22 protein-coding genes, 12 tRNA genes, 3 rRNA genes and 1 pseudogene are annotated in these 23,064 nt (G+C 45.5%); 32 read left to right on the top strand and 6 right to left on the bottom strand.

Features of this window, described 5'->3' with window-relative positions:
• The first annotated feature begins 1 nt into the window (after window position 1).
• The 13 genes from infA (at window position 2) to QMA13_RS33855 (ending at window position 8,709) form a co-directional block, all read left to right on the top strand.
• Window positions 2-220: a translation initiation factor IF-1 gene (gene infA, locus QMA13_RS33915; RefSeq protein ID WP_009676800.1), complete on the top strand. Its 219-nt coding sequence runs from the start codon at window positions 2-4 to the stop codon at window positions 218-220.
• A 96-nt stretch (window positions 221-316) separates the two neighbouring features.
• Window positions 317-430, top strand: a complete 114-nt coding sequence (gene rpmJ / locus QMA13_RS33910) for a 50S ribosomal protein L36 (RefSeq protein ID WP_003333770.1) — start codon at window positions 317-319, stop codon at window positions 428-430.
• Window positions 431-446: 16 nt separating this feature from the next.
• Window positions 447-815 (top strand): 30S ribosomal protein S13, encoded by a 369-nt coding sequence (gene rpsM / locus QMA13_RS33905; protein ID WP_028551993.1) that lies wholly within the window; start codon window positions 447-449, stop codon window positions 813-815.
• A gap of 20 nt (window positions 816-835) precedes the next feature.
• Complete coding sequence (gene rpsK / locus QMA13_RS33900; protein ID WP_013921137.1) at window positions 836-1,231, top strand: 30S ribosomal protein S11; 396 nt, start codon at window positions 836-838, stop codon at window positions 1,229-1,231.
• Window positions 1,232-1,356: 125 nt separating this feature from the next.
• On the top strand, window positions 1,357-2,301 hold the full coding sequence (locus tag QMA13_RS33895; protein WP_239630974.1) for a DNA-directed RNA polymerase subunit alpha: 945 nt from the start codon (window positions 1,357-1,359) through the stop codon (window positions 2,299-2,301).
• A 39-nt stretch (window positions 2,302-2,340) separates the two neighbouring features.
• Window positions 2,341-2,706 (top strand): 50S ribosomal protein L17, encoded by a 366-nt coding sequence (gene rplQ / locus QMA13_RS33890; protein ID WP_028552489.1) that lies wholly within the window; start codon window positions 2,341-2,343, stop codon window positions 2,704-2,706.
• A gap of 89 nt (window positions 2,707-2,795) precedes the next feature.
• The gene (gene truA / locus QMA13_RS33885; RefSeq protein ID WP_282937992.1) at window positions 2,796-3,554 is read left to right on the top strand and encodes a tRNA pseudouridine(38-40) synthase TruA; all 759 of its coding nucleotides are present in this window, start codon (window positions 2,796-2,798) and stop codon (window positions 3,552-3,554) included.
• Between the two features lie 239 nt (window positions 3,555-3,793).
• The gene (rplM, locus tag QMA13_RS33880; protein ID WP_282937991.1) at window positions 3,794-4,231 is read left to right on the top strand and encodes a 50S ribosomal protein L13; all 438 of its coding nucleotides are present in this window, start codon (window positions 3,794-3,796) and stop codon (window positions 4,229-4,231) included.
• Window positions 4,232-4,251: 20 nt separating this feature from the next.
• Window positions 4,252-4,644: a 30S ribosomal protein S9 gene (rpsI, locus tag QMA13_RS33875; protein WP_028552486.1), complete on the top strand. Its 393-nt coding sequence runs from the start codon at window positions 4,252-4,254 to the stop codon at window positions 4,642-4,644.
• Window positions 4,645-4,856: 212 nt separating this feature from the next.
• Window positions 4,857-5,549 carry a phosphoadenylyl-sulfate reductase gene (locus tag QMA13_RS33870; protein WP_282937990.1) on the top strand — a complete coding sequence of 231 codons (693 nt, stop codon included), beginning with the start codon at window positions 4,857-4,859 and terminating at the stop codon, window positions 5,547-5,549.
• A 16-nt stretch (window positions 5,550-5,565) separates the two neighbouring features.
• Entirely contained in the window at window positions 5,566-6,744 is a 1,179-nt protein-coding gene (sat, locus tag QMA13_RS33865) for a sulfate adenylyltransferase (RefSeq protein WP_282937989.1), read from the top strand.
• A 69-nt stretch (window positions 6,745-6,813) separates the two neighbouring features.
• Window positions 6,814-7,569, top strand: a complete 756-nt coding sequence (cwlD, locus tag QMA13_RS33860) for an N-acetylmuramoyl-L-alanine amidase CwlD (protein ID WP_282937988.1) — start codon at window positions 6,814-6,816, stop codon at window positions 7,567-7,569.
• 57 nt (window positions 7,570-7,626) lie between these two features.
• Window positions 7,627-8,709, top strand: a complete 1,083-nt coding sequence (locus QMA13_RS33855; protein ID WP_282937987.1) for an Mrp/NBP35 family ATP-binding protein — start codon at window positions 7,627-7,629, stop codon at window positions 8,707-8,709.
• Window positions 8,710-8,753: 44 nt separating this feature from the next.
• On the opposite strand, the gene gerD is transcribed toward QMA13_RS33855, so the two are convergent.
• The gene (gene gerD / locus QMA13_RS33850; RefSeq protein ID WP_349254188.1) at window positions 8,754-9,635 is read right to left on the bottom strand and encodes a spore germination lipoprotein GerD; all 882 of its coding nucleotides are present in this window, start codon (window positions 9,633-9,635) and stop codon (window positions 8,754-8,756) included.
• Between gerD and QMA13_RS33845 the strand changes: the two genes are divergently transcribed.
• Window positions 9,599-10,195, top strand: a complete 597-nt coding sequence (locus QMA13_RS33845) for a KinB-signaling pathway activation protein (RefSeq protein WP_282937986.1) — start codon at window positions 9,599-9,601, stop codon at window positions 10,193-10,195. The two genes, gerD and QMA13_RS33845, sit on opposite strands and share 37 nt — an antisense overlap.
• A gap of 26 nt (window positions 10,196-10,221) precedes the next feature.
• Here QMA13_RS33845 and pdaB read toward each other — a convergent pair whose 3' ends face one another.
• The gene (gene pdaB / locus QMA13_RS33840) at window positions 10,222-11,010 is read right to left on the bottom strand and encodes a polysaccharide deacetylase family sporulation protein PdaB (protein ID WP_282937985.1); all 789 of its coding nucleotides are present in this window, start codon (window positions 11,008-11,010) and stop codon (window positions 10,222-10,224) included.
• Window positions 11,011-11,170: 160 nt separating this feature from the next.
• Between pdaB and QMA13_RS33835 the strand changes: the two genes are divergently transcribed.
• The 17 genes from QMA13_RS33835 (at window position 11,171) to QMA13_RS33755 (ending at window position 18,553) form a co-directional block, all read left to right on the top strand.
• Window positions 11,171-11,770, top strand: coding sequence for a stage II sporulation protein M (locus QMA13_RS33835; RefSeq protein WP_282943677.1), 600 nt, complete (start codon window positions 11,171-11,173; stop codon window positions 11,768-11,770).
• Window positions 11,771-11,957: 187 nt separating this feature from the next.
• Window positions 11,958-12,176, top strand: a complete 219-nt coding sequence (locus QMA13_RS33830; protein WP_282937984.1) for a hypothetical protein — start codon at window positions 11,958-11,960, stop codon at window positions 12,174-12,176.
• A 345-nt stretch (window positions 12,177-12,521) separates the two neighbouring features.
• A 16S ribosomal RNA gene (locus QMA13_RS33825) occupies window positions 12,522-14,056 on the top strand.
• Between the two features lie 234 nt (window positions 14,057-14,290).
• Window positions 14,291-17,213, top strand: a 23S ribosomal RNA gene (locus tag QMA13_RS33820).
• Window positions 17,214-17,355: 142 nt separating this feature from the next.
• Window positions 17,356-17,472, top strand: a 5S ribosomal RNA gene (gene rrf / locus QMA13_RS33815).
• Together the 16S, 23S and 5S rRNA genes with 12 tRNA genes alongside form the textbook arrangement of a ribosomal RNA operon.
• Before the next feature lie 6 nt (window positions 17,473-17,478).
• Window positions 17,479-17,554 (top strand) — tRNA-Asn (locus tag QMA13_RS33810).
• A 3-nt stretch (window positions 17,555-17,557) separates the two neighbouring features.
• A tRNA-Thr gene (locus QMA13_RS33805) sits at window positions 17,558-17,633 on the top strand.
• Between the two features lie 6 nt (window positions 17,634-17,639).
• A tRNA-Glu gene (locus QMA13_RS33800) sits at window positions 17,640-17,714 on the top strand.
• Window positions 17,715-17,735: 21 nt separating this feature from the next.
• Window positions 17,736-17,811, top strand: a tRNA-Val gene (locus QMA13_RS33795).
• A 6-nt stretch (window positions 17,812-17,817) separates the two neighbouring features.
• A tRNA-Thr gene (locus QMA13_RS33790) sits at window positions 17,818-17,893 on the top strand.
• 20 nt (window positions 17,894-17,913) lie between these two features.
• Window positions 17,914-17,988: transfer RNA gene (locus tag QMA13_RS33785), tRNA-Gln, on the top strand.
• A 7-nt stretch (window positions 17,989-17,995) separates the two neighbouring features.
• Window positions 17,996-18,071: transfer RNA gene (locus QMA13_RS33780), tRNA-Lys, on the top strand.
• 14 nt (window positions 18,072-18,085) lie between these two features.
• Window positions 18,086-18,165 (top strand) — tRNA-Leu (locus tag QMA13_RS33775).
• 9 nt (window positions 18,166-18,174) lie between these two features.
• Window positions 18,175-18,249: transfer RNA gene (locus tag QMA13_RS33770), tRNA-Gly, on the top strand.
• Between the two features lie 12 nt (window positions 18,250-18,261).
• Window positions 18,262-18,338, top strand: a tRNA-Arg gene (locus QMA13_RS33765).
• A gap of 56 nt (window positions 18,339-18,394) precedes the next feature.
• A tRNA-Pro gene (locus QMA13_RS33760) sits at window positions 18,395-18,468 on the top strand.
• A gap of 11 nt (window positions 18,469-18,479) precedes the next feature.
• A tRNA-Gly gene (locus QMA13_RS33755) sits at window positions 18,480-18,553 on the top strand.
• 156 nt (window positions 18,554-18,709) lie between these two features.
• Here QMA13_RS33755 and isdG read toward each other — a convergent pair.
• The 4 genes and pseudogenes from isdG to QMA13_RS33735 form a co-directional block, all read right to left on the bottom strand.
• A pseudogene (gene isdG, locus QMA13_RS33750) lies at window positions 18,710-19,029 on the bottom strand (heme oxygenase).
• 35 nt (window positions 19,030-19,064) lie between these two features.
• Complete coding sequence (locus tag QMA13_RS33745) at window positions 19,065-19,865, bottom strand: ABC transporter ATP-binding protein (RefSeq protein ID WP_282937983.1); 801 nt, start codon at window positions 19,863-19,865, stop codon at window positions 19,065-19,067.
• On the bottom strand, window positions 19,865-20,860 hold the full coding sequence (locus tag QMA13_RS33740) for a FecCD family ABC transporter permease (RefSeq protein ID WP_282937982.1): 996 nt from the start codon (window positions 20,858-20,860) through the stop codon (window positions 19,865-19,867). Before QMA13_RS33740 ends, QMA13_RS33745 begins: the two co-directional genes overlap by 1 nt.
• Window positions 20,860-21,816: an ABC transporter substrate-binding protein gene (locus QMA13_RS33735; protein ID WP_282937981.1), complete on the bottom strand. Its 957-nt coding sequence runs from the start codon at window positions 21,814-21,816 to the stop codon at window positions 20,860-20,862. Before QMA13_RS33735 ends, QMA13_RS33740 begins: the two co-directional genes overlap by 1 nt.
• 473 nt (window positions 21,817-22,289) lie before the next feature.
• Here QMA13_RS33735 and isdC point away from each other — a divergent pair, with 473 nt between their 5' ends.
• Window positions 22,290-23,054 carry a heme uptake protein IsdC gene (gene isdC, locus QMA13_RS33730; RefSeq protein ID WP_282937980.1) on the top strand — a complete coding sequence of 255 codons (765 nt, stop codon included), beginning with the start codon at window positions 22,290-22,292 and terminating at the stop codon, window positions 23,052-23,054.
• The last annotated feature ends 10 nt before the right edge of the window (window positions 23,055-23,064 follow it).

Here is a 23,064-nt window from a genome sequence, read left to right as displayed (position 1 = left end):
TGTGGCCAAAGAAGATGTAATTGAAGTTGAAGGTACAGTGATTGAACCTCTTCCGAATGCAATGTTTAAGGTGGAACTTGAGAATGGTCATAAAATACTTGCTCATGTATCCGGAAAGATCAGAATGCACTTTATCCGGATCTTGCCTGGTGACAAAGTGACTGTGGAACTTTCCCCTTATGATTTGACCAGAGGCCGTATAACCTATCGTTTTAAATAGATACGATTTTGTTTTACGAAGTTTGCTTGCTAACAGCAAGCTCAGCAATCCTTACGAAGTTAGTTTTCTTACGAAAACTCACAGGAGGTAATTAAAATGAAGGTAAGACCATCGGTCAAACCGATTTGCGAAAAATGCAAAGTTATTCGCCGCAAAGGTAACGTAATGGTTATTTGCGAAAACCCTAAGCATAAACAAAAACAAGGATAAGGAGGTGCTCCTATAAATGGCACGTATTGCTGGTGTAGACTTGCCGCGTGACAAACGCGTCGTTATTGCTTTGACATACATTTTCGGTATTGGCAGAACAACTTCCGAGAAGATCCTGTCCACTACTGGTGTTGATGCATCGACTCGTGTTCGTGATCTGACTGAAGACGAAGTAAGCAAACTTCGTGAAGCAATTGACAAAACCGTTAAAGTAGAAGGCGACCTTCGTCGTGAAATCGCCCTAAACATCAAACGCTTGATCGAAATTGGTTGCTATCGTGGTGTTCGTCACCGTCGCGGCTTACCTGTTCGTGGTCAACGTACTAAAACTAACGCTCGTACGCGTAAAGGTCCTCGTCGTACTGTAGCTAACAAGAAAAAATAGTAAAGGAGGTTAACAATTAAATGGCTAAACCGAAAAAAGTTGTTCGTACAAAACGTCGTGATCGGAAAAATATCGACTCTGGAGTGGCGCATATCCGCTCTACGTTTAACAATACGATTGTCACTATTACCGACCCGCACGGTAATGCAATTTCTTGGGCGAGTGCTGGTAACCTGGGCTTTAAAGGCTCCCGTAAAAGCACACCGTTTGCTGCACAAATGGCTGCTGAGTCTGCCGCTAAAGCAGCAATGGAGCATGGCATGAAAGCCGTTGAAGTTATGGTTAAAGGTCCTGGCGCTGGTCGTGAAGCTGCGATTCGTTCGTTGCAAGCTGCAGGTTTGGAAGTTAACCTGATTAAAGACGTGACTCCAATTCCACATAACGGTTGCCGTCCTCCAAAACGTCGTCGTGTCTAATTCAGGATTGCGAAAGAGTGGTATAAATATCCAATAAGTGTGAATACTGTTTGGATAGGAATACTGCACGTTCTATGCGTCTTAAGTTATCCAGAGGGAAACGACGTTTTGAAGGAGGGTTATAAATGATCGAAATCGAAAAGCCGAAAATAGAAACCGTATCATTGAGTGAGGATGGCACTTACGGTAAGTTTGTTGTAGAGCCTCTTGAGAGAGGTTATGGAACAACTTTAGGGAACTCACTTCGCAGAATCCTGTTGTCCTCGTTGCCGGGGGCAGCAGTGACTTCCGTCCAAATCGATGGAGTTCTGCATGAGTTCTCTACCGTTCCTGGTGTCATGGAAGATGTTACGGAGATTATCCTTAACCTTAAAGGGCTATCGTTAAAGATTCATTCCGACGAAGAGAAAGTGTTGGAAATCGATGCTGAAGGTGAAGGACCTGTTGTAGCCGGCGATATTCGTGGCGATAGCGATGTGGAAATCCTTAATCCGGATTTGCATATTGCTACGCTCTCCTCCGATGCACGTCTTCACATGCGAATTCATGCTAATCGGGGACGCGGATATGTTCAAGCGGATAAGAACAAGAAGGAAGACCAGCCAATCGGCGTAATCCCAATTGACTCGATCTATACTCCGATTACACGCGTGAATTACAGCGTAGAGAACACTCGCGTCGGCCAAGTTACCAACTATGATAAACTAACCCTCGAAGTCTGGACCGATGGAAGTATTCGACCTGAAGAGGCCGTAAGCTTGGGCGCTAAAATCTTGACTGAGCATCTGATGTTGTTTGTCGGCTTGACCGATGAAGCTAAAGATGCCGAGATTATGGTGGAAAAAGAAGAGGATAAGAAAGAAAAAGTGCTCGAGATGACGATCGAAGAACTCGATCTTTCTGTTCGTTCTTACAACTGCCTGAAGCGCGCAGGTATTAATACGGTTCAAGAATTGATTACGAAAACGGAAGAAGACATGATGAAGGTTCGTAATCTTGGACGCAAGTCTCTGGAAGAGGTACAAGAGAAGCTCGAAGAGCTTGGACTTGGCCTTAGAATGGAAGACTAGACGTCAGGTTATAATTAAGCAGAAGGAGGTTGCACACAAATGGCATACCAAAAGTTGGGTCGTGACTCCAGCGCACGTAAAGCATTATTTCGTGACCTGGTAACCGACTTGTTCATACATGAGCGCATCCAAACTACTGAAGCTAAGGCTAAAGAATTGCGCTCTATTGCAGAAAAACTAATCACATTGGCAAAACGCGGAGATCTTCATGCTCGCCGTCAAGTTGCTTCCTTTGTTCGTCGTGAAGCAGCTAACGAAAATCAAGACGCGATCCAGAAGCTATTCTCTGAATTGGCTCCACGTTACGCTGAACGTCAAGGCGGTTACACCAGAATTTTGAAGCTGGGTCCTCGTCGTGGCGATGCAGCGCCAATGGTATATTTAGAATTAGTAGATCGTGCATAAAAGGATGGGAAAGGGTGGACGGGATCTCTTGATTCTGATGAAACCCTTTTTTTTGTAGCCTAAGCTTGAACGTTTATTGGAGGACGGCCGTGAGGAACATATGCATGACCGTCAGTTATGACGGGACAGCTTACAGCGGTTTTCAAACGCAGCCTAGCTTAAACACGATTCAGGATGTGCTGGAGCAGGCCGTGTACTCTCTAACTGGAGAAAAGGTTAAGTTAACATCATCAGGCAGGACGGATGCGGGGGTTCATGCTAGGGGGCAGGTCATTAATTTCTATACCGATTCGAAGATTCCGATCGATCGATGGTGTATGGCACTTAATACAAGACTCCCTCATGATATCGTCGTAAGCGGAGCGAGAGAGGTCGATCTATCTTTCCACTCTACTAGATCAGCGGTACAAAAAACGTACCGCTACTCTATCCGCTGCGGCCGTCACCCTGACCTGTTTAAACGTCATATGGAATTTTACCATCCAACTGCACTTAACACGGATGCTATGGCAGAGGGATTGAAATGGTTGATCGGTACACATGACTTTACGACCTTTTGTTCCGTTAGATCCACGAAATTATCCCACGTTAGAACGTTATTTGATGCTAGGCTCGAATGTGAACCAATGGATCCGCAGCTTCAATCGTTTACCATTCATATATATTTAACCGGTAACGGTTTTTTATACAACATGGTTAGAATTGTAGCAGGGACCTTGATTCAGGTGGGAGAAGGCAAACGTACAAGTGACTCGATCCGTGACATTCTGGCCGCGCTCAATCGCGCTAAGGCCGGTCCAACGGCTGTACCGCATGGACTAATGCTCTGGGAAGTATTATATAATTAAGATGCAATCATAACTTGATTTGCTGCTGATTTTATAGTACAATATCACTTGGCGTTTCTTGATCGGCTAACCCACGGCCCCGGGTCAAGGAAAGGCTAACCTTTAACTCAACGATAACAATTAATGCATGATACAGATAGATTTGATGATGGAATGACAGACGTCTTCACGATCATCACATGACTGTGTCGTTTCATCAAACAAGTAATGAAGTGAACAATGTTTAGGAGGAACTATTCATGCGTACCACATATATGGCTAAGCCAAATGAAGTAGAGCGCAAATGGTACATCATTGACGCGACAGATAAAACTCTGGGTCGTCTTGCAAGCGAAGCTGCTAGTATCATCCGCGGTAAGCACAAACCGCAATTCACTCCTCATGTAGATACAGGGGATTTCGTAATCGTAATTAATGCAGAGAAAATCAGATTGTCTGGTAAAAAACTGCAAAACAAAATGTACTATCGTCACTCATTGTACTCCGGCGGTTTGAAAGTAACTTCCGCTCAAGATTTGTTGAACACAAAACCAGAACGTGTGCTTGAATTCGCAATTCACGGCATGCTTCCTAAAAATCGCCTTGGCGATAGCATGAAAACAAAGTTGAAAGTGTATGCTGGTTCTGAGCATCCGCATCAAGCACAACAACCTGAAGTTTGGGAACTTCGCGGTTAATATAAAGGGAGGGCTGTTTTGTGGCACAAGTTCAATATTATGGAACAGGTCGTCGTAAGCACTCGGTAGCTCGTGTTCGTTTGGTACCAGGTGAAGGACGAATCATTATTAATAAACGTAACCTTGATGAGTATTTCGGTCTTGAAACATTGAAACTGATCGTTAAACAACCGCTTAACTTGACTGAAACTTTGGGTAAATACGATGTTTTGGTTATTGCTAACGGCGGCGGTATTTCCGGACAAGCTGGAGCAATCCGTCACGGTATTTCCCGTGCATTGCTGAAAGCTGATCCTGAATTGCGCGGATCTTTGAAAAAAGCAGGCTTCCTGACTCGTGATCCTCGTATGAAAGAGCGTAAAAAGTACGGCTTGAAAGCTGCTCGTCGCGCTCCTCAATTCTCCAAACGTTAATATCAAGCTTTATGCTATATAAAAAAACCTTTTCACTATTTCGGTGGAAAGGTTTTTTTGTTTTTTTAATCACCTTTGCCTGGGCTCACCATATGATAGTTAATGGCCCAATAAGATTTTAAATTGACAAAAAGTACCCTCGCGTTATAATGATATATAATAAAACACATTTATATACTCGGAATTAAAACGATGAGAGGATGGAAAAAACCATGAATCTGTTTGAAAAAGAAAAATTAATTCAAGAAGCTGCAGAACAATTCGAAAATCAAAGCCCGGAATCGCTTATTGCTTGGGCAGTTGAGAAGTTTCCTAATATCACATTAGCCTGTAGTTTCGGGGCAGAGGATGTTGTTTTGGTAGATATGCTCCAGAAGGTAAGCCCCAAAACCGATATTTTCTACTTGGATACGAATGTGCACTTCCAAGAAACCTATGAAACACGTGACAGACTGCAGCAGCACTATGGTCTTGAGTTTGTACAAGTCCTTCCTAAGCTGACTTTGGCAGATCAAACTGCCCAATTCGGAGAAGAGCTCTGGAAAAGTAACCCTACGCAATGCTGCAACATCCGAAAGGTAGATCCTCTAACGGATATTTTGAAAAACTATGATGCTTGGATTACGGGAATCCGCCGCGATCAAGCACCAACAAGAGCTAACTCGAAGAAAGTAGAATACGACACGAAATTCGGTTTGGTTAAATTCAATCCTCTTGCTTCTTGGACTTCTGAAGATGTATGGAATTATATCCGCAGTCATAACATTATTTATAATCCGCTACATGACCGTAACTATCCAAGTATCGGATGCGAGCACTGCACACGCCAAGTAGCTGTAGGTGAAGATCCTCGTGCAGGACGTTGGTCCGGCTTTGAGAAAACGGAATGTGGCCTTCATAAATAAGGAGGTTTCACGAACCATGGCTGAAACAATTTGTCCACATGGCGGCACTTTAATTAACTGCGTCGCAGAAGGTGCTGAGAGAGAAAGACTATTGGAGCTAGCCAAGAACTTATACCCATTAAAAATTAATGCATGGACGATTTCCGACCTTGATCTCCTCGGCGTTGGTGCTTTTTCACCGCTCGTAGGATTTCTGGGTAAAGAAGATTATGATTCCGTCGTTGAGAACATGCGTCTGGCAGATGGGACCGTATGGAGTATCCCGGTTACATTGTCTGTAGAAGATTATGTAGCAGAGGCTATTAAGGTCGGGGAACAAGTAGCTTTAGTAGGCGAACAGGATGGTGTTACTTACGGTATTTTGAACGTTCAAAGCATTTATGAGGTCGATCAGAAGAACGAAGCGGTTAAGGTGTTTAAAACCGATGACGAGGACCATCCAGGCGTTCAGAAGCTTTTCTCTCGTCCTTCCATCAATGTTGGTGGATCGATCCATGTGCTGAATCGTCCTATGCCTGAGAAGTTCGAGGAATTTTACTTTGACCCATCAGAAACACGACGCATTTTCTCTGAAAAGGGTTGGAGGACCGTCGTTGGGTTCCAAACAAGAAACCCGGTACACCGTGCACATGAATACATTCAAAAAAGCGCAATGGAAATCGTCGACGCACTGTTCTTGAATCCTCTAGTAGGCGAAACCAAATCGGATGATATCTCGGCTGACGTTCGCATGCGCAGTTACTTGGTTTTGCTGGAAAACTACTATCCGAAGGATCGAGTATTCCTTGGAGTATTCCCAGCCGCTATGCGCTACGCAGGTCCTCGTGAAGCGATATTCCATGCTATGGTTCGTAAAAACTACGGCTGCACCCATTTCATTGTCGGTCGTGACCATGCCGGCGTAGGCGACTACTACGGTACTTATGAAGCACAAGAGATTTTTAGCAACTTTACGAGCGAAGAATTGGGCATTACACCATTGTTCTTCGAACACAGCTTCTTCTGCACCAAATGCGGTAACATGGCTTCAAGCAAAACCTGCCCACACGATAAAGCGGACCATCTTCATTTGTCCGGTACTAAAGTAAGAGCTTTGCTGCGAGATGGCCAATGTCCTCCTCCGCAATTTACTCGTCCTGAGGTAGCTGAGATTTTGATAGAAGGTATGAAGGAACAGCTCGAGCCGACCAATTGATAGCATATTTGTCCACCCTGTCCCATATAGATGAGTAAGAGTCTATGGGGATGCGAGGTGGATTTTTTTATGTTTAAGAGGAGGAAAAGGGTCGTCATATGGCTAACGATGCACAGCAGCCTAAAGCTGGTCATGTCATTCTTGCTTATAGTTTTAATGCTGTTTATGTTTACGTACGAGCTGCCTGCGACCAAAACATGGACATACTGGACGATGCCGCTTTCCGGGAAGAAAATTGCTTTAGACCCTGGTCATGGTGGTCCTGATGGTGGTGCCGAGAGCAAAGACGGTATTATTGAAAAGGATATTAATCTGGCGATAACGATGCATCTTAGAGACTATTTACAGGAAGCAGGCGCTATGGTCGTGATGACAAGGGAAAACGATCAAGATTTAGCCGAGCCTTCAACAAAAGGCTACAGTAAAAGAAAGACAGAGGATTTACTCGCACGGGCACAGTTTATTTCCCAGCAAAAAGCGGATTTATTCGTGAGTGTCCATTTAAACAGCATCCCTTCGGAAAAATGGTCGGGGGCTCAAACCTTTTATTACCCTAACCATCAGGATAATGGTGTTCTGGCGGCATTAATACAAGATGAAATAAAGAAAAACTTAAAAAATACGGACCGTGTAGCCAAACCCGTCGATAATGTGTATTTATTAAAGACATTAAAAATTCCAAGTGCATTAGTTGAGGTCGGATTTCTATCCAATCCTTCAGAAGCCCAGATGCTCAAATCCCCCGAATATCAGAAGAAAGTGGCGGCTTCCGTCTACCAAGGTATATTGAGGTATTACTCTGGCGAAAAAGTAGGTAACTTATAAAAGTATGATATAATAAGGAAAACAACCATTTTTTATTTTCGGCTGGGGTGTGAAAACGTGCTAACAAAAGAACAATTATTAGATACCGTTCGTCATCTGGTTGACCCGGAATTTCAGCTTAGTTTGGCTGATTTGCAGCTAATCCGAGATATCCTTATTAAAGAGGATCGCATTTCTGCAACCGTGCTTCTGTCAAACGAAGACGAATCCTATCGTGCTAATATTCAAGAGCAAATAACTTCTGCATTCCAACAAGCCGGGGCTTCTGAAGTCCACTTGCGGTTTCGCTCCATGACAGAATATGATCGTAACGAGGCGGCTCGGAAGCTGCAGGAGCATACGGATTCAGCAGTTCAGGAGGCTGCCCCTGTCCGTAATATACTGGACCCGGAATCCGGCGTACACTTTATTGCAATCGCTAGCGGTAAAGGCGGCGTAGGAAAGTCAACCGTAACGGTAAACCTGGCTGTTGCATTAGCGCGATTAGGCAAAAGGGTAGGACTTATCGATGCGGATATTTACGGTTTTAGCGTGCCCGATATGATGGGAATTGAAGAAAGACCTGAATTGATTGAGAACCGGATTATTCCAGTTGAACGTTTTGGCGTTAAAGTGATCTCTATGGGCTTCTTCGTTGAAGAGAATACGCCGGTCATCTGGCGCGGGCCGATGCTTGGGAAAATGCTTCGTAACTTCTTCCAAGAAGTCAGCTGGGGAGACTTAGATTATGTCTTACTGGATCTACCACCGGGTACAGGAGACGTTGCTCTTGATGTTCATCAGATGATTCCTCAAAGCAAGGAAATCATCGTCACTACGCCACATGCAACTGCAGCGTTTGTAGCAGCTAGAGCAGGAGCTATGGCCAAACATACGAATCACGATATCATTGGTATTGTAGAAAATATGTCTTATTATCAATGCAGCGCCTGTGGGCAAAAAGATTTCGTCTTCGGGAAAGGCGGCGGAGCCAAATTAGCGGAAGAGCTGCATACCGAATTATTGACCCAGATTCCTTTGGGCGCTCCAGATAATCACATTGCAGAACCGGATTATTCTCCATCGGTATATAAACCGAATACAGAGACAGGCTCTCTTTATCTAGACCTGGCTCATAAATTAATTAGCAAAGTCGAATAAAATAGAAAGGAGCAGCTCCGATGGGGCGGCTCCTTTTTTTAATGCTATTGCTGCTTCTTCTCTCCTTGACCTTGCTCTCCACCACCACCGCCGCTGCTGCCACCGCTACCGCTCCCGCCTTGCCCCTGTTGTTGACCTTTTGATTGGGGTTGTGATTCCTCTTCAAGAGCCTTTTTCATTAGATTCATCAGCTCGAGTCTGAACAAAGGGCTTTGTAAAGATTCCTGCATGACGGTTTTCATTTGCTGGCGGTATTGAGGCCCTTTCATAGCATCCATAAGCATTTTCTCAAAGTCAGGGTTTTTCATCGCGTCCATTAAGGACTTCTGGTAGTCCGGATCTTTCATTAAGTCTTTTTGTAATTGCTTCGTATCCTTTTGAATGGCCTTTGCGAATTGTCCGGCAAATTTAGGATCAGTCATAACCGATTGTAGAAACTTATTATTACTCGTATCGGTCAGCACATCTTTGACAGCCAATTGGATTTGTTGCGAATCACCTGCTGAAAGCAGCTTCATCTGTCCTTCAGATTGAGAGGAACCACCTGAACCGCCTCCACTACCACCACTCAAGGCAGTCATAATGGCTTTTTTACCATCCTCGGTTTTAAGGATATCAAGCACCATCGTTTTTGTATCTTTATACCCGCCGCTTTGCGATTGTGAGGCTTGTTTATCTGATCCACAGGATGTTAAAACCCAAATGATTAGAAGGAAGGCAACAGGGCGCAACCATCGCTTCATCATGACATAAGGCTCCTTTCCAGAAAAGAATATGGCCTTAGTATTTGCCGTTAGAATTACTTTCACTCCGCTTATTTGTTGGCTTTTTTTTGTGAACGTTGGTACAATTAACTTCTGAACAGATAAAGCTGTGGGGGTAGAACTTCGTGACATTAAGAAAGTGGTTTTATTTATTTTGGACAACGTTATTCATTGGTGCCATTAGTGCACTAGTCATCGGTATTATTTTACAAACGAATGATCAGCAGTTTAGCTTTTTAAACGGAAGTGCCGTTGGTTATAACATTGTAACCATGCTTTTAGGCGGGGCAACCATCAGCGTATTAAGCCAGATGGGCTTTTTTGCTTACCTGATTATACGGTTCATTGCCATAGGTATTGTAAGAAGTAAATGGGTTTGGGATGTGTTACAGATTGTATTGGTTATCATTGCACTAATTGATTTGGTTTATTTAAGGGATGCAAACGCTCAAGAAAGCTGGCTTTCTTATACTACTTTACCATTAATGATGCTCATTGTAGGTTTAGGTATTTCCTATTGGAAAGTGAAGCTAACCAATCGCAACGGCTTTATCCCCACTTTATTCTTCATGATTGTAGTGACGGCGATCGAAGCGGTTCCTGCACTTAGGCTGGACACAGCAGCGTCGACCATATTTATGATGGTGCCTTTGATTGCAAGTAATGCATGGCAAATATTAATCTTATCTAAAGTATTGAAAACAAACAAAGAGCCGATTTAACGGCTCTTCATCTTTTTAGTGGACATTTAGTGAATGGTCTTCATAGTCTGATCCTCAACTGGAGGCTTATTTTCTACTTGAGTCTGCTTCAGCAGCTCGCTAACCGTGACGAACTCATAGCCTTTGGCTCTTAATTGGTCAATAATAACGGGAAGTGCTTCATGAGTTTGTTTAACCGAATCACTGGCATGCAGCAATACAATATCTCCCGGGTGAGCCTTGGTGACTACTCGGTTAATGATATTATCGACACCTTTGTTCATCCAGTCTAACGAATCGGTATCCCATTGAATAACATTGTAATTAAGCTCATTAGCTATGCGCAGAACCCGCTTATCAAAGTCCCCGTTAGGCAGGCGGATCAAATTAGGGGTTTGTCCAGTGACATCACGAAGAATTTGGTGTGCTGTAGTAATCTGAGCTTTAATTTCCTCATCTGTATTCAAGCTGCTATAATTGACATGCTTATGACCGTGACTTCCGATCTCCCAGCCACCTTTGACAATATGGTTAACAATCTCTGGATGATCTTTAGCCCAAGGAGAGGACAGGAAAAAAGTTGCTTTCTTGACTCCTTTATCCTCGAGTATTTTCAAGATAGGATCTGTACGTGTATCACCCCAACTGATATCGAAGGTTAAAGCAATCACTTTTTTATCGGTTTGTACGCTGTAAATCGCTGCGGGTTCATTTTGCGAAAATACACTCACATTATCGCGTTCGGAGTAAATAATGCCAATCGCAAAAATAACCCCAATCATAATAATAAATGCTTGTTTTAGTTTTTTTCCATTTACGACATAAAAATAATTCACGAAAATCTAAACCTCCTTTTTGCCCAGTATGAAAGGGGCTTGTATAAGTTGATTAATAAAATAGTATGCTGGGACAAGAAAGATATGCTAGAAGCTCGTACACGATGAGCAAAAAAACAGTCTGGTTCGACCGACAGTAGGGGGAAAGTCATTGAGAAACATGATGTTGCAATTTAGGCTGATGAAACATTATTTCATTGCATCGGCATTGGTCTTTATAACGGGTATTGTGTTGGGGATGGGATTCTCCGATCAATTCCAATCCTTCATCGAAACGCAAATGAAAGGATTAGAACAGCTGTCTCAGTCAATTAATGATAAACCGAATCCTCAGTGGTCCCTATTTTGGATCATATTTTGGAACAATGTGTCCAAATCGATTCTGATTATCGGATTAGGAGTATTTTTCGGGGTGCTTCCTTTGTTCTTTTTGCTATCTAACGGATTATTGCTTGGCTACGTCATGGCCGTCTCTTCAGAGAAACAGTCCATACTTTATGTCATCAAGGCGATTTTGCCTCACGGTATTATTGAAATACCAGCAGTCATATTTGCATGTGCATTTGGGTTGCGGCTAGGAATACTTGTGCTGAAGTCCTTTGGTGCCTTAACCAGCGCAACCAGGTCTGCTAAATTTAAAGAGGATTTTCGTGGCTTTGCCAAAGCACTAGTACCTGTCTTCATTATCATCGTAGTTACATTGACTGCGGCGGCATTAATTGAGAGCACCTTTACGTACTGGCTGGTCCAACCGCAATAAAAATATTCAGCATAAAAATATCCAAATATGTGCATAACAGTAAAGCGTTCGAAATGCTTTCAACTACAGTATGCATTGAAAAAGCGCAAATCTTCACAAACCGGTAAGAATCGCTTTTTCGATGCATGCTTTTTTGTGTCTGGAACAGCACGTATTTTACATAAGTTGCGGAAGGGGTATTGTGTTGATGCTCGGGTTTTTATTTAATGAAAGAGAGTGCAGGGAACTCGATTATGTTTTGAAAAAAGAAATGGACGAAATGTTATTCGATTTGAATGATAAACGTATAGATCCAGATATTAAAGGAGCCATCGAATCGCGATATAGAGTGATCTTCAGAATGTATGCGCGGCTTGCATCTCCCAAAGAAATCTCTAAATACGCAAGAAATCGAATGCATCATTAAATAGTTTTAAATAATGCTTGACTTATCTTTAATATATATGGTATTTTATATCTCGTTCCTTCCGACATGAAAGTTTTAAACAAGTCGGATAAGAGGTACAAAAAAGTTTTTTGAAAAAAATGCTTGCAATCAAGTAGGCGAATGTGGTATATTATAAAAGTCGCCGCTAAACAAGGTGACACAAAATGACAAAACAAAATTTACGTAAGTAATAAGGTTTTGTTGAAGAATTGTCCTTTGAAAACTGAACAACGAGTGAATGTTTTAAAGAGAATGAAAATTCTCGCTAGCATTGAATTTTGAGCTTAAGACAAGCTCTGTTATACGATCATCTCGGTGATCACTTTAATGGAGAGTTTGATCCTGGCTCAGGACGAACGCTGGCGGCGTGCCTAATACATGCAAGTCGAGCGGTCCCTTCGGGGATAGCGGCGGACGGGTGAGTAACACGTAGGCAACCTGCCTGTAAGATTGGGATAACTATCGGAAACGATAGCTAAGACCAGATAACTGGTTCTCTCGCATGAGAGGATCATGAAACACGGGGTAACCTGTGGCTTACAGATGGGCCTGCGGCGCATTAGCTAGTTGGTAGGGTAACGGCCTACCAAGGCGACGATGCGTAGCCGACCTGAGAGGGTGATCGGCCACACTGGGACTGAGACACGGCCCAGACTCCTACGGGAGGCAGCAGTAGGGAATCTTCCGCAATGGACGCAAGTCTGACGGAGCAACGCCGCGTGAGTGATGAAGGTTTTCGGATCGTAAAGCTCTGTTGCCAGGGAAGAACGCCTAGGAGAGTAACTGCTCTTAGGGTGACGGTACCTGAGAAGAAAGCCCCGGCTAACTACGTGCCAGCAGCCGCGGTAATACGTAGGGGGCAAGCGTTGTCCGGAATTATTGGGCGTAAAGCGCGCGCAGGCGGTCATTTAAGTTTGGTGTTTAAGCCCGGGGCTCAACCCCGGATCGCACTGAAAACTGGGTGACTTGAGTGCGGGAGAGGAAAGTGGAATTCCACGTGTAGCGGTGAAATGCGTAGAGATGTGGAGGAACACCAGTGGCGAAGGCGACTTTCTGGACCGTAACTGACGCTGAGGCGCGAAAGCGTGGGGAGCAAACAGGATTAGATACCCTGGTAGTCCACGCCGTAAACGATGAGTGCTAGGTGTTAGGGGTTTCGATACCCTTGGTGCCGAAGTAAACACAGTAAGCACTCCGCCTGGGGAGTACGCTCGCAAGAGTGAAACTCAAAGGAATTGACGGGGACCCGCACAAGCAGTGGAGTATGTGGTTTAATTCGAAGCAACGCGAAGAACCTTACCAGGTCTTGACATCCCGATGCAAACCCTAGAGATAGGGTCCTTCTTCGGAACATTGGAGACAGGTGGTGCATGGTTGTCGTCAGCTCGTGTCGTGAGATGTTGGGTTAAGTCCCGCAACGAGCGCAACCCTTGACTTTAGTTGCCAGCATTGAGTTGGGCACTCTAGAGTGACTGCCGGTGACAAACCGGAGGAAGGCGGGGATGACGTCAAATCATCATGCCCCTTATGACCTGGGCTACACACGTACTACAATGGCCGGTACAACGGGAAGCGAAGCCGCGAGGTGGAGCGAATCTTTAGAAGCCGGTCTCAGTTCGGATTGCAGGCTGCAACTCGCCTGCATGAAGTCGGAATTGCTAGTAATCGCGGATCAGCATGCCGCGGTGAATACGTTCCCGGGTCTTGTACACACCGCCCGTCACACCACGAGAGTTTACAACACCCGAAGTCGGTGGGGTAACCCGCAAGGGAGCCAGCCGCCGAAGGTGGGGTAGATGATTGGGGTGAAGTCGTAACAAGGTAGCCGTATCGGAAGGTGCGGCTGGATCACCTCCTTTCTATGGAGTCCATGGTGACTGTAGGTCATCGGACATGAGCAGTATATTATACTGCAAACAACATTCACTCGTTGGTCAGTTTTGAGAGGATAACACTTCTCAAAAAGCCTGACAACTGACATGGCTTTGCCAATGTAACAGTTGCAGACAGATTGTTCCTTGAAAACTAGATATCGAAATAAATGCGTAGAGCAATACACGTAGTGACGATTCTTCGGAATCGAATCATTAGCTGGTTAAGCTAATAAGAGCACACGGAGGATGCCTAGGCGCTAGGAGCCGAAGAAGGACGTGGCGAACGACGAAATGGCCTCGGGGAGCCGTAAGCAGGCTTTGATCCGGGGATGTCCGAATGGGGGAACCCAGCTGAGGTAATACTCAGTTACTCGCATCTGAATACATAGGATGTGTAGAGGCATACGAGGAGAACTGAAACATCTAAGTACCCTCAGGAGAAGAAAACAAAAGTGATTCCGTCAGTAGCGGCGAGCGAAAGCGGAATAGCCCAAACCAGGGGGCTTGCCCTCTGGGGTTGTGGGACGTCAATGTGCGAAAAGTTGGTTAGGCGAAGCGGTCTGGAAAGGCCGACCAAAGAGGGTAAAAGTCCTGTAGCCAAAAACGAACGTATCGCTAGACGGATCCCGAGTACCGCGAGACACGTGAAACCTCGTGGGAAGCAGGCAGGACCATCTGCCAAGGCTAAATACTCCCTAGCGACCGATAGTGAAGCAGTACCGTGAGGGAAAGGTGAAAAGAACCGCGGGAGCGGAGTGAAATAGAACCTGAAACCGTGTGCTTACAAGAAGTCAGAGCCCGTTAAAGGGTGATGGCGTGCCTTTTGTAGAATGAACCGGCGAGTTACGTTCCCGTGCAAGGTTAAGGTGAAGAGCCGAAGCCGCAGCGAAAGCGAGTCTGAATAGGGCGACTTAGTACGTGGGCGTAGACCCGAAACCATGTGATCTACCCCTGTCCAGGGTGAAGGTGCGGTAACACGCACTGGAGGCCCGAACCCACGAATGTTGAAAAATTCGGGGATGAGGTGGGGGTAGCGGAGAAATTCCAATCGAACTTGGAGATAGCTGGTTCTCCCCGAAATAGCTTTAGGGCTAGCCTCGGGAGATGAGTAGTGGAGGTAAAGCACTGATTGGGTGCGGGGCCCGCCAAGGGTTACCAAGTCCAGTCAAACTCTGAATGCCACATACTTTCATCCCGGGAGTCAGACAGTGAGTGCTAAGATCCATTGTCAAGAGGGAAACAGCCCAGACCATCAGCTAAGGTCCCCCAGTGTGTGTTAAGTGGGAAAGGATGTGGAGTTGCACAGACAACCAGGATGTTGGCTTAGAAGCAGCCACCATTGAAAGAGTGCGTAATAGCTCACTGGTCGAGTGACTCTGCGCCGAAAATGTAACGGGGCTAAACACGCCACCGAAGCTATGGCTAGGACAGTAATGTTCTTGGGTAGGGGAGCGTTGTATGTAGGTTGAAGGTGTACCGTAAGGAGCGCTGGACAGCATACAAGTGAGAATGCCGGTATGAGTAACGAAAAGACAAGTGAGAATCTTGTCCGCCGAAAGCCTAAGGGTTCCTGAGGAAGGCTCGTCCACTCAGGGTAAGTCGGGACCTAAGGCGAGGCCGAAAGGCGTAGTCGAAGGACAACAGGTTGAAATTCCTGTACCACCGTGAACCGTTATGAGCGATGGGGTGACGCAGAAGGATAGTGACGCGGGCTGATGGATGCCCGTCCAAGCAGAGAGGCTGATGTGTAGGCAAATCCGCACATCATTAAGGCTGGTCTGTGATGGGGAGCGAAAATTGCAGTAGCGAAGGTCATGAGTTCAGGCTGCCAAGAAAAGCCTCTAGCCAGGGAGAAGGTGCCCGTACCGCAAACCGACACAGGTAGGCGAGCAGAGCATGCTAAGGCGCGCGGAAGAACTCTCGTTAAGGAACTCGGCAAAATGACCCCGTAACTTCGGGAGAAGGGGTGCCTCGGTAGGGTGAATAGCCCGAGGGGGCCGCAGTGAAAAGGCCCAAGCGACTGTTTAGCAAAAACACAGGTCTGTGCGAAGCCGCAAGGCGAAGTATACGGGCTGACGCCTGCCCGGTGCTGGAAGGTTAAGGGGAGTGGTTAGGGAGCAATCCCGAAGCTATGAACCGAAGCCCCAGTAAACGGCGGCCGTAACTATAACGGTCCTAAGGTAGCGAAATTCCTTGTCAGGTAAATTCTGACCCGCACGAATGGCGTAACGACTTGGGCGCTGTCTCAACGAGAGATCCGGTGAAATTTTAATACCTGTGAAGATGCAGGTTACCCGCGACAAGACGGAAAGACCCCATGGAGCTTTACTGCAGCTTGATATTGGACTTTGGTACGATCTGTACAGGATAGGTGGGAGCCTGAGAAGCATGAGCGCCAGCTTGTGTGGAGGCGACGTTGGGATACCACCCTGATCGTATCGGAGTTCTAACCCGCGGCCGTGAACCGGTCGGGGAACAGTGTCAGGTGGGCAGTTTGACTGGGGCGGTCGCCTCCTAAAAAGTAACGGAGGCGCCCCAAGGTTCCCTCAGAATGGTTGGAAATCATTCGAAGAGTGCAAAGGCATAAGGGAGCTTGACTGCGAGACAAACAGGTCGAGCAGGGACGAAAGTCGGGCTTAGTGATCCGGTGGTACCGAATGGAAGGGCCATCGCTCAACGGATAAAAGCTACCCTGGGGATAACAGGCTTATCTCCCCCAAGAGTCCACATCGACGGGGAGGTTTGGCACCTCGATGTCGGCTCATCGCATCCTGGGGCTGAAGTAGGTCCCAAGGGTTGGGCTGTTCGCCCATTAAAGCGGTACGCGAGCTGGGTTCAGAACGTCGTGAGACAGTTCGGTCCCTATCTGTCGTGGGCGTAGGAAATTTGAGAGGAGCTGTCCTTAGTACGAGAGGACCGGGATGGACGTACCGCTGGTGTACCAGTTGTTCCGCCAGGAGCACGGCTGGATAGCTACGTACGGACGGGATAAGCGCTGAAAGCATCTAAGCGTGAAGCCCCCCTCAAGATGAGATTTCCCAGTATGTAAGACCCCTTGAAGACGACGAGGTTGATAGGTTCGGGGTGGAAGCACGGCAACGTGTGGAGCTGACGAATACTAATCGGTCGAGGGCTTATCCAAGATTCTGTGATGTGTACAACATGCAGAAGTATTAGCTCAACCAACGCGCATTTATTTCGTATCTAGTTTTCAAGGAATAAGCCTTGAATGCTTCGAGAAGCTTTGATGCTTACGAAGTAAGCTTTCAAAAGAAAGCTCTTAGTTTGGTGATGATGGCGGAAGGGAACCACGCGTACCCATACCGAACACGAACGTTAAGCCTTCCAGCGTCGATGGTACTTGGACCGCAGGGTCCTGGGAGAGTAGAACGTTGCCAAGCGTATATTCCCTGATAGCTCAGTTGGTAGAGCACTCGACTGTTAATCGAGTTGTCACAGGTTCGAGTCCTGTTCGGGGAGCCACAAGCTTCCATAGCTCAGTAGGTAGAGTGCATCCATGGTAAGGATGAGGTCACCGGTTCGATCCCGGTTGGAAGCTCCAGTGCAGGGCCCGTTGGTCAAGGGGTTAAGACACCTCCCTTTCACGGAGGTAACAGGGGTTCGAATCCCCTACGGGTCACCATTTCTTCTTCCATAGTCATATGGAGGCTTAGCTCAGCTGGGAGAGCATCTGCCTTACAAGCAGAGGGTCGGCGGTTCGATCCCGTCAGCCTCCACCATAATATGCCGTTGTAGCTCAATTGGTAGAGCAACTGACTTGTAATCAGTAGGTTGGGGGTTCAAGTCCTCTCGACGGCACCATGTTTAATTACATTGGATATTGGGGATTAGCCAAGCGGTAAGGCAACGGACTTTGACTCCGTCATGCCTAGGTTCGAATCCTAGATCCCCAGCCATTTGTATGAGCCATTAGCTCAGTTGGTAGAGCACCTGACTTTTAATCAGGGTGTCGAAGGTTCGAGTCCTTCATGGCTCACCATGTTTTTCTCAAGCGCGCGTATGGCGGAATTGGCAGACGCACTAGACTTAGGATCTAGCGGGCGACCGTGGGGGTTCAAGTCCCTCTACGCGCATTCTTTTTTGCGGAAGTGGCTCAGCGGTAGAGCATCGCCTTGCCAAGGCGAGGGTCGCGGGTTCGATTCCCGTCTTCCGCTCCAAAAGAATTTTTTGCGCCCTTAGCTCAGCTGGATAGAGCGTTTGACTACGAATCAAAAGGCCGGGAGTTCGAATCTCTCAGGGCGCGCCATTCTTTACAACTGGATATAGCTTATGAAGTGAACTAGTTTTCACTCCATATACCATCGGGACGTAGCTCAGCTTGGTAGAGCACCTGGTTTGGGACCAGGGGGTCGCATGTTCAAATCGTGTCGTCCCGATTTTTATTTTTGCGGGTGTAGTTCAATGGTAGAACTCCAGCCTTCCAAGCTGGTAGCGTGGGTTCGATTCCCATCACCCGCTCCAAATTTTAAGATGACAAACCTTGAGGATCTCAAGGTTTTTTTGTTTTCACTAATACAAAAGAGCTCTGTTCCTTTAGGATACAGAGCTCTTTTGTATATTTACATGTAGTTTGATAATTCAGAATAATATAATAATGGCTTATGTACTACTTCTTTATTAGCTCGCAGCAATAGGCTGCCTTACAATTTTTACTTCGTAGAAAGAGATTTTATTGGAGATGATGTATCCCGGAGTTCCACCACGGTGGGAATGAGCTTCACGGAATGCTTCGCTGCGTGTCCAGGCTTGGAAGTCTTCTTTTTGCTCCAACGAGTGCTAACGGTAACTTCATCATACTCAGGCGTGTTTTCAGTAAGCATAACCTCTAAGCCTAAGAACCCATCCATATACTCAACTTTTCCAACTTTGTCAAAACGCTCAATCAACTTGTGTCCTTCACCTTTTGTAATGTGGGAAGTATTAGTAACGATAACCATAGATAATTCCTCCTTAGAATATAGCCCTTATAGGGTCAGCTTGGGGTTGAGACCATAGTAGCTTCTCGTGATCTTAGTGGGATGATAATGGGATATTCATCCTCGAAGGTGACTTTAGCCACGATTCGATATACTTCGTTTAAAAACGAAGGTGTAATAACTTCCTTTGGGTTTCCTAATGCCATGATGCTGCCATCTTTCATTGCAATCATATAATGACAGTAATTTGCTGCTTGCTGTAAATCGTGAAGTACCATAACGACAGTGATACGGTACTCATGATTGATCTTCTGCAGCATCTCCATTACATCGAGCTGATGGGATATATCCAGGAACGTTGTAGGTTCATCCAATAGGATAATGCTCGTTTGTTGCGCTAATGCCATAGCTATACGTGCTTTTTGCTGCTCACCTCCTGATAAAGTATGAAACATCCGGTTCTCATATCTTTTGGTGCCGGTAACCTCCATAGCCCAATCAATGACATCCTTATCTTCAGATGACATTCTGTCAAAGATTCGCTTATAAGGGGATCGACCATAGGAAATAAGCTCTTTTACTGTTAGATCGGGTAGGGAGCCTTTGGATTGGGTCAGCATGGAGATCGTTTTTGCAAAATGGGATTGCTTATACTCCTTGGTTGATAATCCATTCACATAAATATGACCTTGATCCGCTTTGAGCAGCCTTGTGATGATTTTTAATAGAGTGGATTTACCCGATCCGTTAGGGCCTACAATGGCTGTTATTTGGCCAAGTGGTATGGAAACCGTGATATCATTCAATTTAAAGAAGCTTACTTGATGGTGGATATGCTCAGTTTCGATTGCGCTCATTAAACGATTCTCCGTTTCTTCAGCAAGTATAAAAAGAACGGTGTACCTAAGCATGCTAAAAGAATGCCGACCGGCAGCTCAATGGGATCAAACCAGGAACGAGCTATCGTATCTGCAAGCACAACAAGAGCTGCTCCACCTACTATCGATAAAGGAAGTAGAAAACGATAATCATCCCCGACTATCATCCGGATGGCATGGGGAACAACCAAACCTACAAAGCCAATTAATCCGGCAACGCTGACAGCAGTTCCAGACAACAAGGACGATAGCGCAATAATCAAAAATCGCTGCAGCTCCACCTTTTGACCAAGTAAGTGAGCGGAGTCGTCTCCAAGCAGCAGAAGATTAGAGGCTTTAATCGTGAATATCGATAAAAGGATTCCGATTAATGCATAGGGAGCCATAAATTCAAGATGATACCAGCTGCGACCGTTCAAGCCCCCTGCGAGCCAAGGCAATACAGCCTGCACTCTGTCACTGTAAATGATCATAATTCCACTCGTTAAGGCTGCTAGTAAAGCGTTGATAGCGACACCGGCCAAAATGATTTTGAGCGGAGAAGCGCCTTTATCCCACGCCAGTAAATAAATGAGAAGCGAGGTGAGCAAGGATCCGCCAAACGCCAGGATAGGGAGCAAATAGCTGTATTGAGGAAATAAGATCATAGAAATGACGGCTGCGAGGCCACCGCCAGCAGAGACACCAATAATGCCTGGGTCGGCCAAAGGATTCTTCATGACTCCTTGAAGAAGGCAGCCGGATGTTGCTAAGCAAGCACCTACCAGAAGTCCGATTAATATCCGTGGAAGACGCAAATTCATGATGATTTTTTCCTGCATCGGTTGGCTGTTGGAGGTGAACACGTTCCATATTTCTTGAAGTGAAATAGATACGGAGCCATAGGACAATCCATACAGGCTAAACGCAATGAGTAAAAGAGGCAGAAGTACGATCATAATCGTCCTTCTAGAGCTGCGTTGTTCGATATTCATTATTTCACCGTTTGCAGCAGCTTGTTCATATAATCCAAAGCATTAACGATTCGTGTACCGGGATTCGTGCCAAATAGATCGGTAGGCAGCACTTCGACATGTTGATTTACAACAGCATCTAGGCTGTTCCACGCTGCATTTTGCTGCATTTCTTTCATAAAGCCTTCCTTTACCTTGTCAGGGCTGCCATGGCTCATAATGAAAACGAATTGCGGGTTCGATTTCATGATTTTTTCACTGTTCAGCTGAGCATATTGAGGATAGCTATCGAGCTTAGGGTAGTCAGCAGCGATATTTTCTCCACCGGCAGTAGTGAGAATGCTTCCGCTCAGAGAGTTGTTCAAAGCCGCCATATAAGTGCCTGGAGCTCCATAGACAAGAAGTACTCTTGTTTTTTGTGTGCGCTGCTGTGTATTGATTTCTTGCACTTTCTTATCTACGTTGCTAATGAGCTCAGCAGCCTTATCTTCCTTGTGGAGCATCTGTCCGAACAGTTGAATCTGCTTCTTAATGTCATCAATCGAATTGGCGCTTGTCAGTACCATCTTGGTACCAAGGGCTTCAACGGCAGGAATATCCTTAGTGTTCATCGGATTCGTTCCTAGTAAGACATCAGGGTTAGCCAAGGCCAGTTTTTCGAGCTCAATCCCATGTGTGGAGCCAATTTGTACGATGTCGTTCAATGCTTTGATCGAAATAGGCCCAGTCGCTGTAGGTCTTCCCACTAAATTGCCGCCAAGGGCGTATACGATATCCATTTCCCCGTTTCCGAGCGCTGCAATTTTTTGCGGAACGCTACTGAATGTAACATTTCTATCGGCAAAATCTTTGATAGTGACGGATGCTGCTGACGTTACGGGGTTAGCTTTAGCAGGTTCATTCGTGGTAGCTGTTTGACTGCCGCAACCGGTTATTGCTAAGAACACAAGGGTGCTTAAAATCCATCGTTTTTTCATGACCTTCCTCCTGATAAAATAAAAACAAGGACTCAATAAATGATAATGAATATCATTATTAATAACAAATGATAATGAATATCATTCTCTGTGTCAACAGTAAAATGGAATGGTTATCCAAAATATTTTTTTGTTTTTAGCCGTAAAAGTCGTACTTTTTGAGAAAAAGGGCTGGTATGTATTACTTTGGTTGGATATACATACTTTTTTCGCATAAGGCTTATGTAAAAATGAATGGTTGACATAGCTTAGACATGTAGGCTAATATCTACTCGTGGTTACAGACGTGGTTATATTTTACAAAGGGACTGAGGTGATGGAGGAGAATAACGGTTGGAGCTTATGAGTAGCAGCCAGATGATTGAAGCCGGTGTCCTGAAAAGGATCATTTTTTTTAAGAATCAATTGAGAATGATTATCGTTATTAAGTTATTGAGAATGCAATGAGCTTTTGGAAAGAGGAGAAGTGAACTGTGAAAAAGTGGTTAGTCCTTCCTTTTATATGGATGATGATTAGTTGTATAACGATATTCGCTGTACCGGTGGCACAAGCGGCCACAATTGCTGACGGGACTTATTCGGTGGACTACACCATCAAACAGGCAGAGAACGATTCGGCCTCTATGGCGAATGATTATTTCGAAAAACCGGCGACTGTAGTCGTTAAAAATGGCGAAGCTGCGCTTAAGATACAAATGAATCACAGCAAATGGATCACCGTGTTTAAAGTCCCGGAAAAGGACGGTTTCGTTGATGCTAAGGTCGTAAGCAGCGACAGCGCCAATGATACACGTGTGGTCGAGTTCAAAGCAGATGACTTGTCAAAGCCATTATTGTCCAAAATCCATGTCACAGTAAAAGAGATTGATTATGATCATGATTACACAATCCGATTTGTTTTTGACTCGAAGAGCATCAAAAGTATCGGCTCAGCAGAAAAGGCTGCAGATAGTGGGAATGCTGTGAAGGCGGATATTCCTTCTAAGACGGATTCAACTGAAGCATCCTCTAAGGCAACGGGTACGAAGCCTTCTACAGCTCCAGCAGCTATCAAAGAAGGATCCGCATCGGCGTCACCTGTTAAGGAGCCTGTAAAGGCTGTCGACAACAAAGCATCGGAAGTAAATCCAAAGACCGGAGATGAAACATCTGTAGTCGGTCTCGTCAGTGTGCTTGTAGCTTCATCCTTGTTATTGGCATTCAGTCTTAGATTCAAGAAAACAGGACGGTATAAATAAGACATTGGAG

The sequence above is a fragment of the Paenibacillus sp. RC67 genome (assembly GCF_030020805.1).
Taxonomy (GTDB): Bacteria; Bacillota; Bacilli; order Paenibacillales; family NBRC-103111; genus Paenibacillus_S.
The sequence above is the reverse complement of the archived record's forward strand: the minus strand, read 5'-3'. Positions and strand labels throughout refer to the sequence as shown.

What these genes read in the sequence shown, in the direction of transcription:
- QMA13_RS33735 (WP_282937981.1), bottom strand. Translation starts at nt 21,816, where the DNA reads ATGAAAAAACGATGGATTTTAAGCACCCTTGTGTTCTTAGCAATAACC.
- rpsK (WP_013921137.1), top strand. Translation starts at nt 836, where the DNA reads ATGGCTAAACCGAAAAAAGTTGTTCGTACAAAACGTCGTGATCGGAAA.
- QMA13_RS33835 (WP_282943677.1), top strand. Translation starts at nt 11,171, where the DNA reads ATGATGTTGCAATTTAGGCTGATGAAACATTATTTCATTGCATCGGCA.
- QMA13_RS33745 (WP_282937983.1), bottom strand. Translation starts at nt 19,865, where the DNA reads ATGAGCGCAATCGAAACTGAGCATATCCACCATCAAGTAAGCTTCTTT.
- QMA13_RS33740 (WP_282937982.1), bottom strand. Translation starts at nt 20,860, where the DNA reads ATGAATATCGAACAACGCAGCTCTAGAAGGACGATTATGATCGTACTT.
- rplM (WP_282937991.1), top strand. Translation starts at nt 3,794, where the DNA reads ATGCGTACCACATATATGGCTAAGCCAAATGAAGTAGAGCGCAAATGG.
- cwlD (WP_282937988.1), top strand. Translation starts at nt 6,814, where the DNA reads ATGTTTAAGAGGAGGAAAAGGGTCGTCATATGGCTAACGATGCACAGC.
- QMA13_RS33895 (WP_239630974.1), top strand. Translation starts at nt 1,357, where the DNA reads ATGATCGAAATCGAAAAGCCGAAAATAGAAACCGTATCATTGAGTGAG.
- sat (WP_282937989.1), top strand. Translation starts at nt 5,566, where the DNA reads ATGGCTGAAACAATTTGTCCACATGGCGGCACTTTAATTAACTGCGTC.
- rpsM (WP_028551993.1), top strand. Translation starts at nt 447, where the DNA reads ATGGCACGTATTGCTGGTGTAGACTTGCCGCGTGACAAACGCGTCGTT.
- QMA13_RS33870 (WP_282937990.1), top strand. Translation starts at nt 4,857, where the DNA reads ATGAATCTGTTTGAAAAAGAAAAATTAATTCAAGAAGCTGCAGAACAA.
- rplQ (WP_028552489.1), top strand. Translation starts at nt 2,341, where the DNA reads ATGGCATACCAAAAGTTGGGTCGTGACTCCAGCGCACGTAAAGCATTA.
- QMA13_RS33830 (WP_282937984.1), top strand. Translation starts at nt 11,958, where the DNA reads ATGCTCGGGTTTTTATTTAATGAAAGAGAGTGCAGGGAACTCGATTAT.
- rpmJ (WP_003333770.1), top strand. Translation starts at nt 317, where the DNA reads ATGAAGGTAAGACCATCGGTCAAACCGATTTGCGAAAAATGCAAAGTT.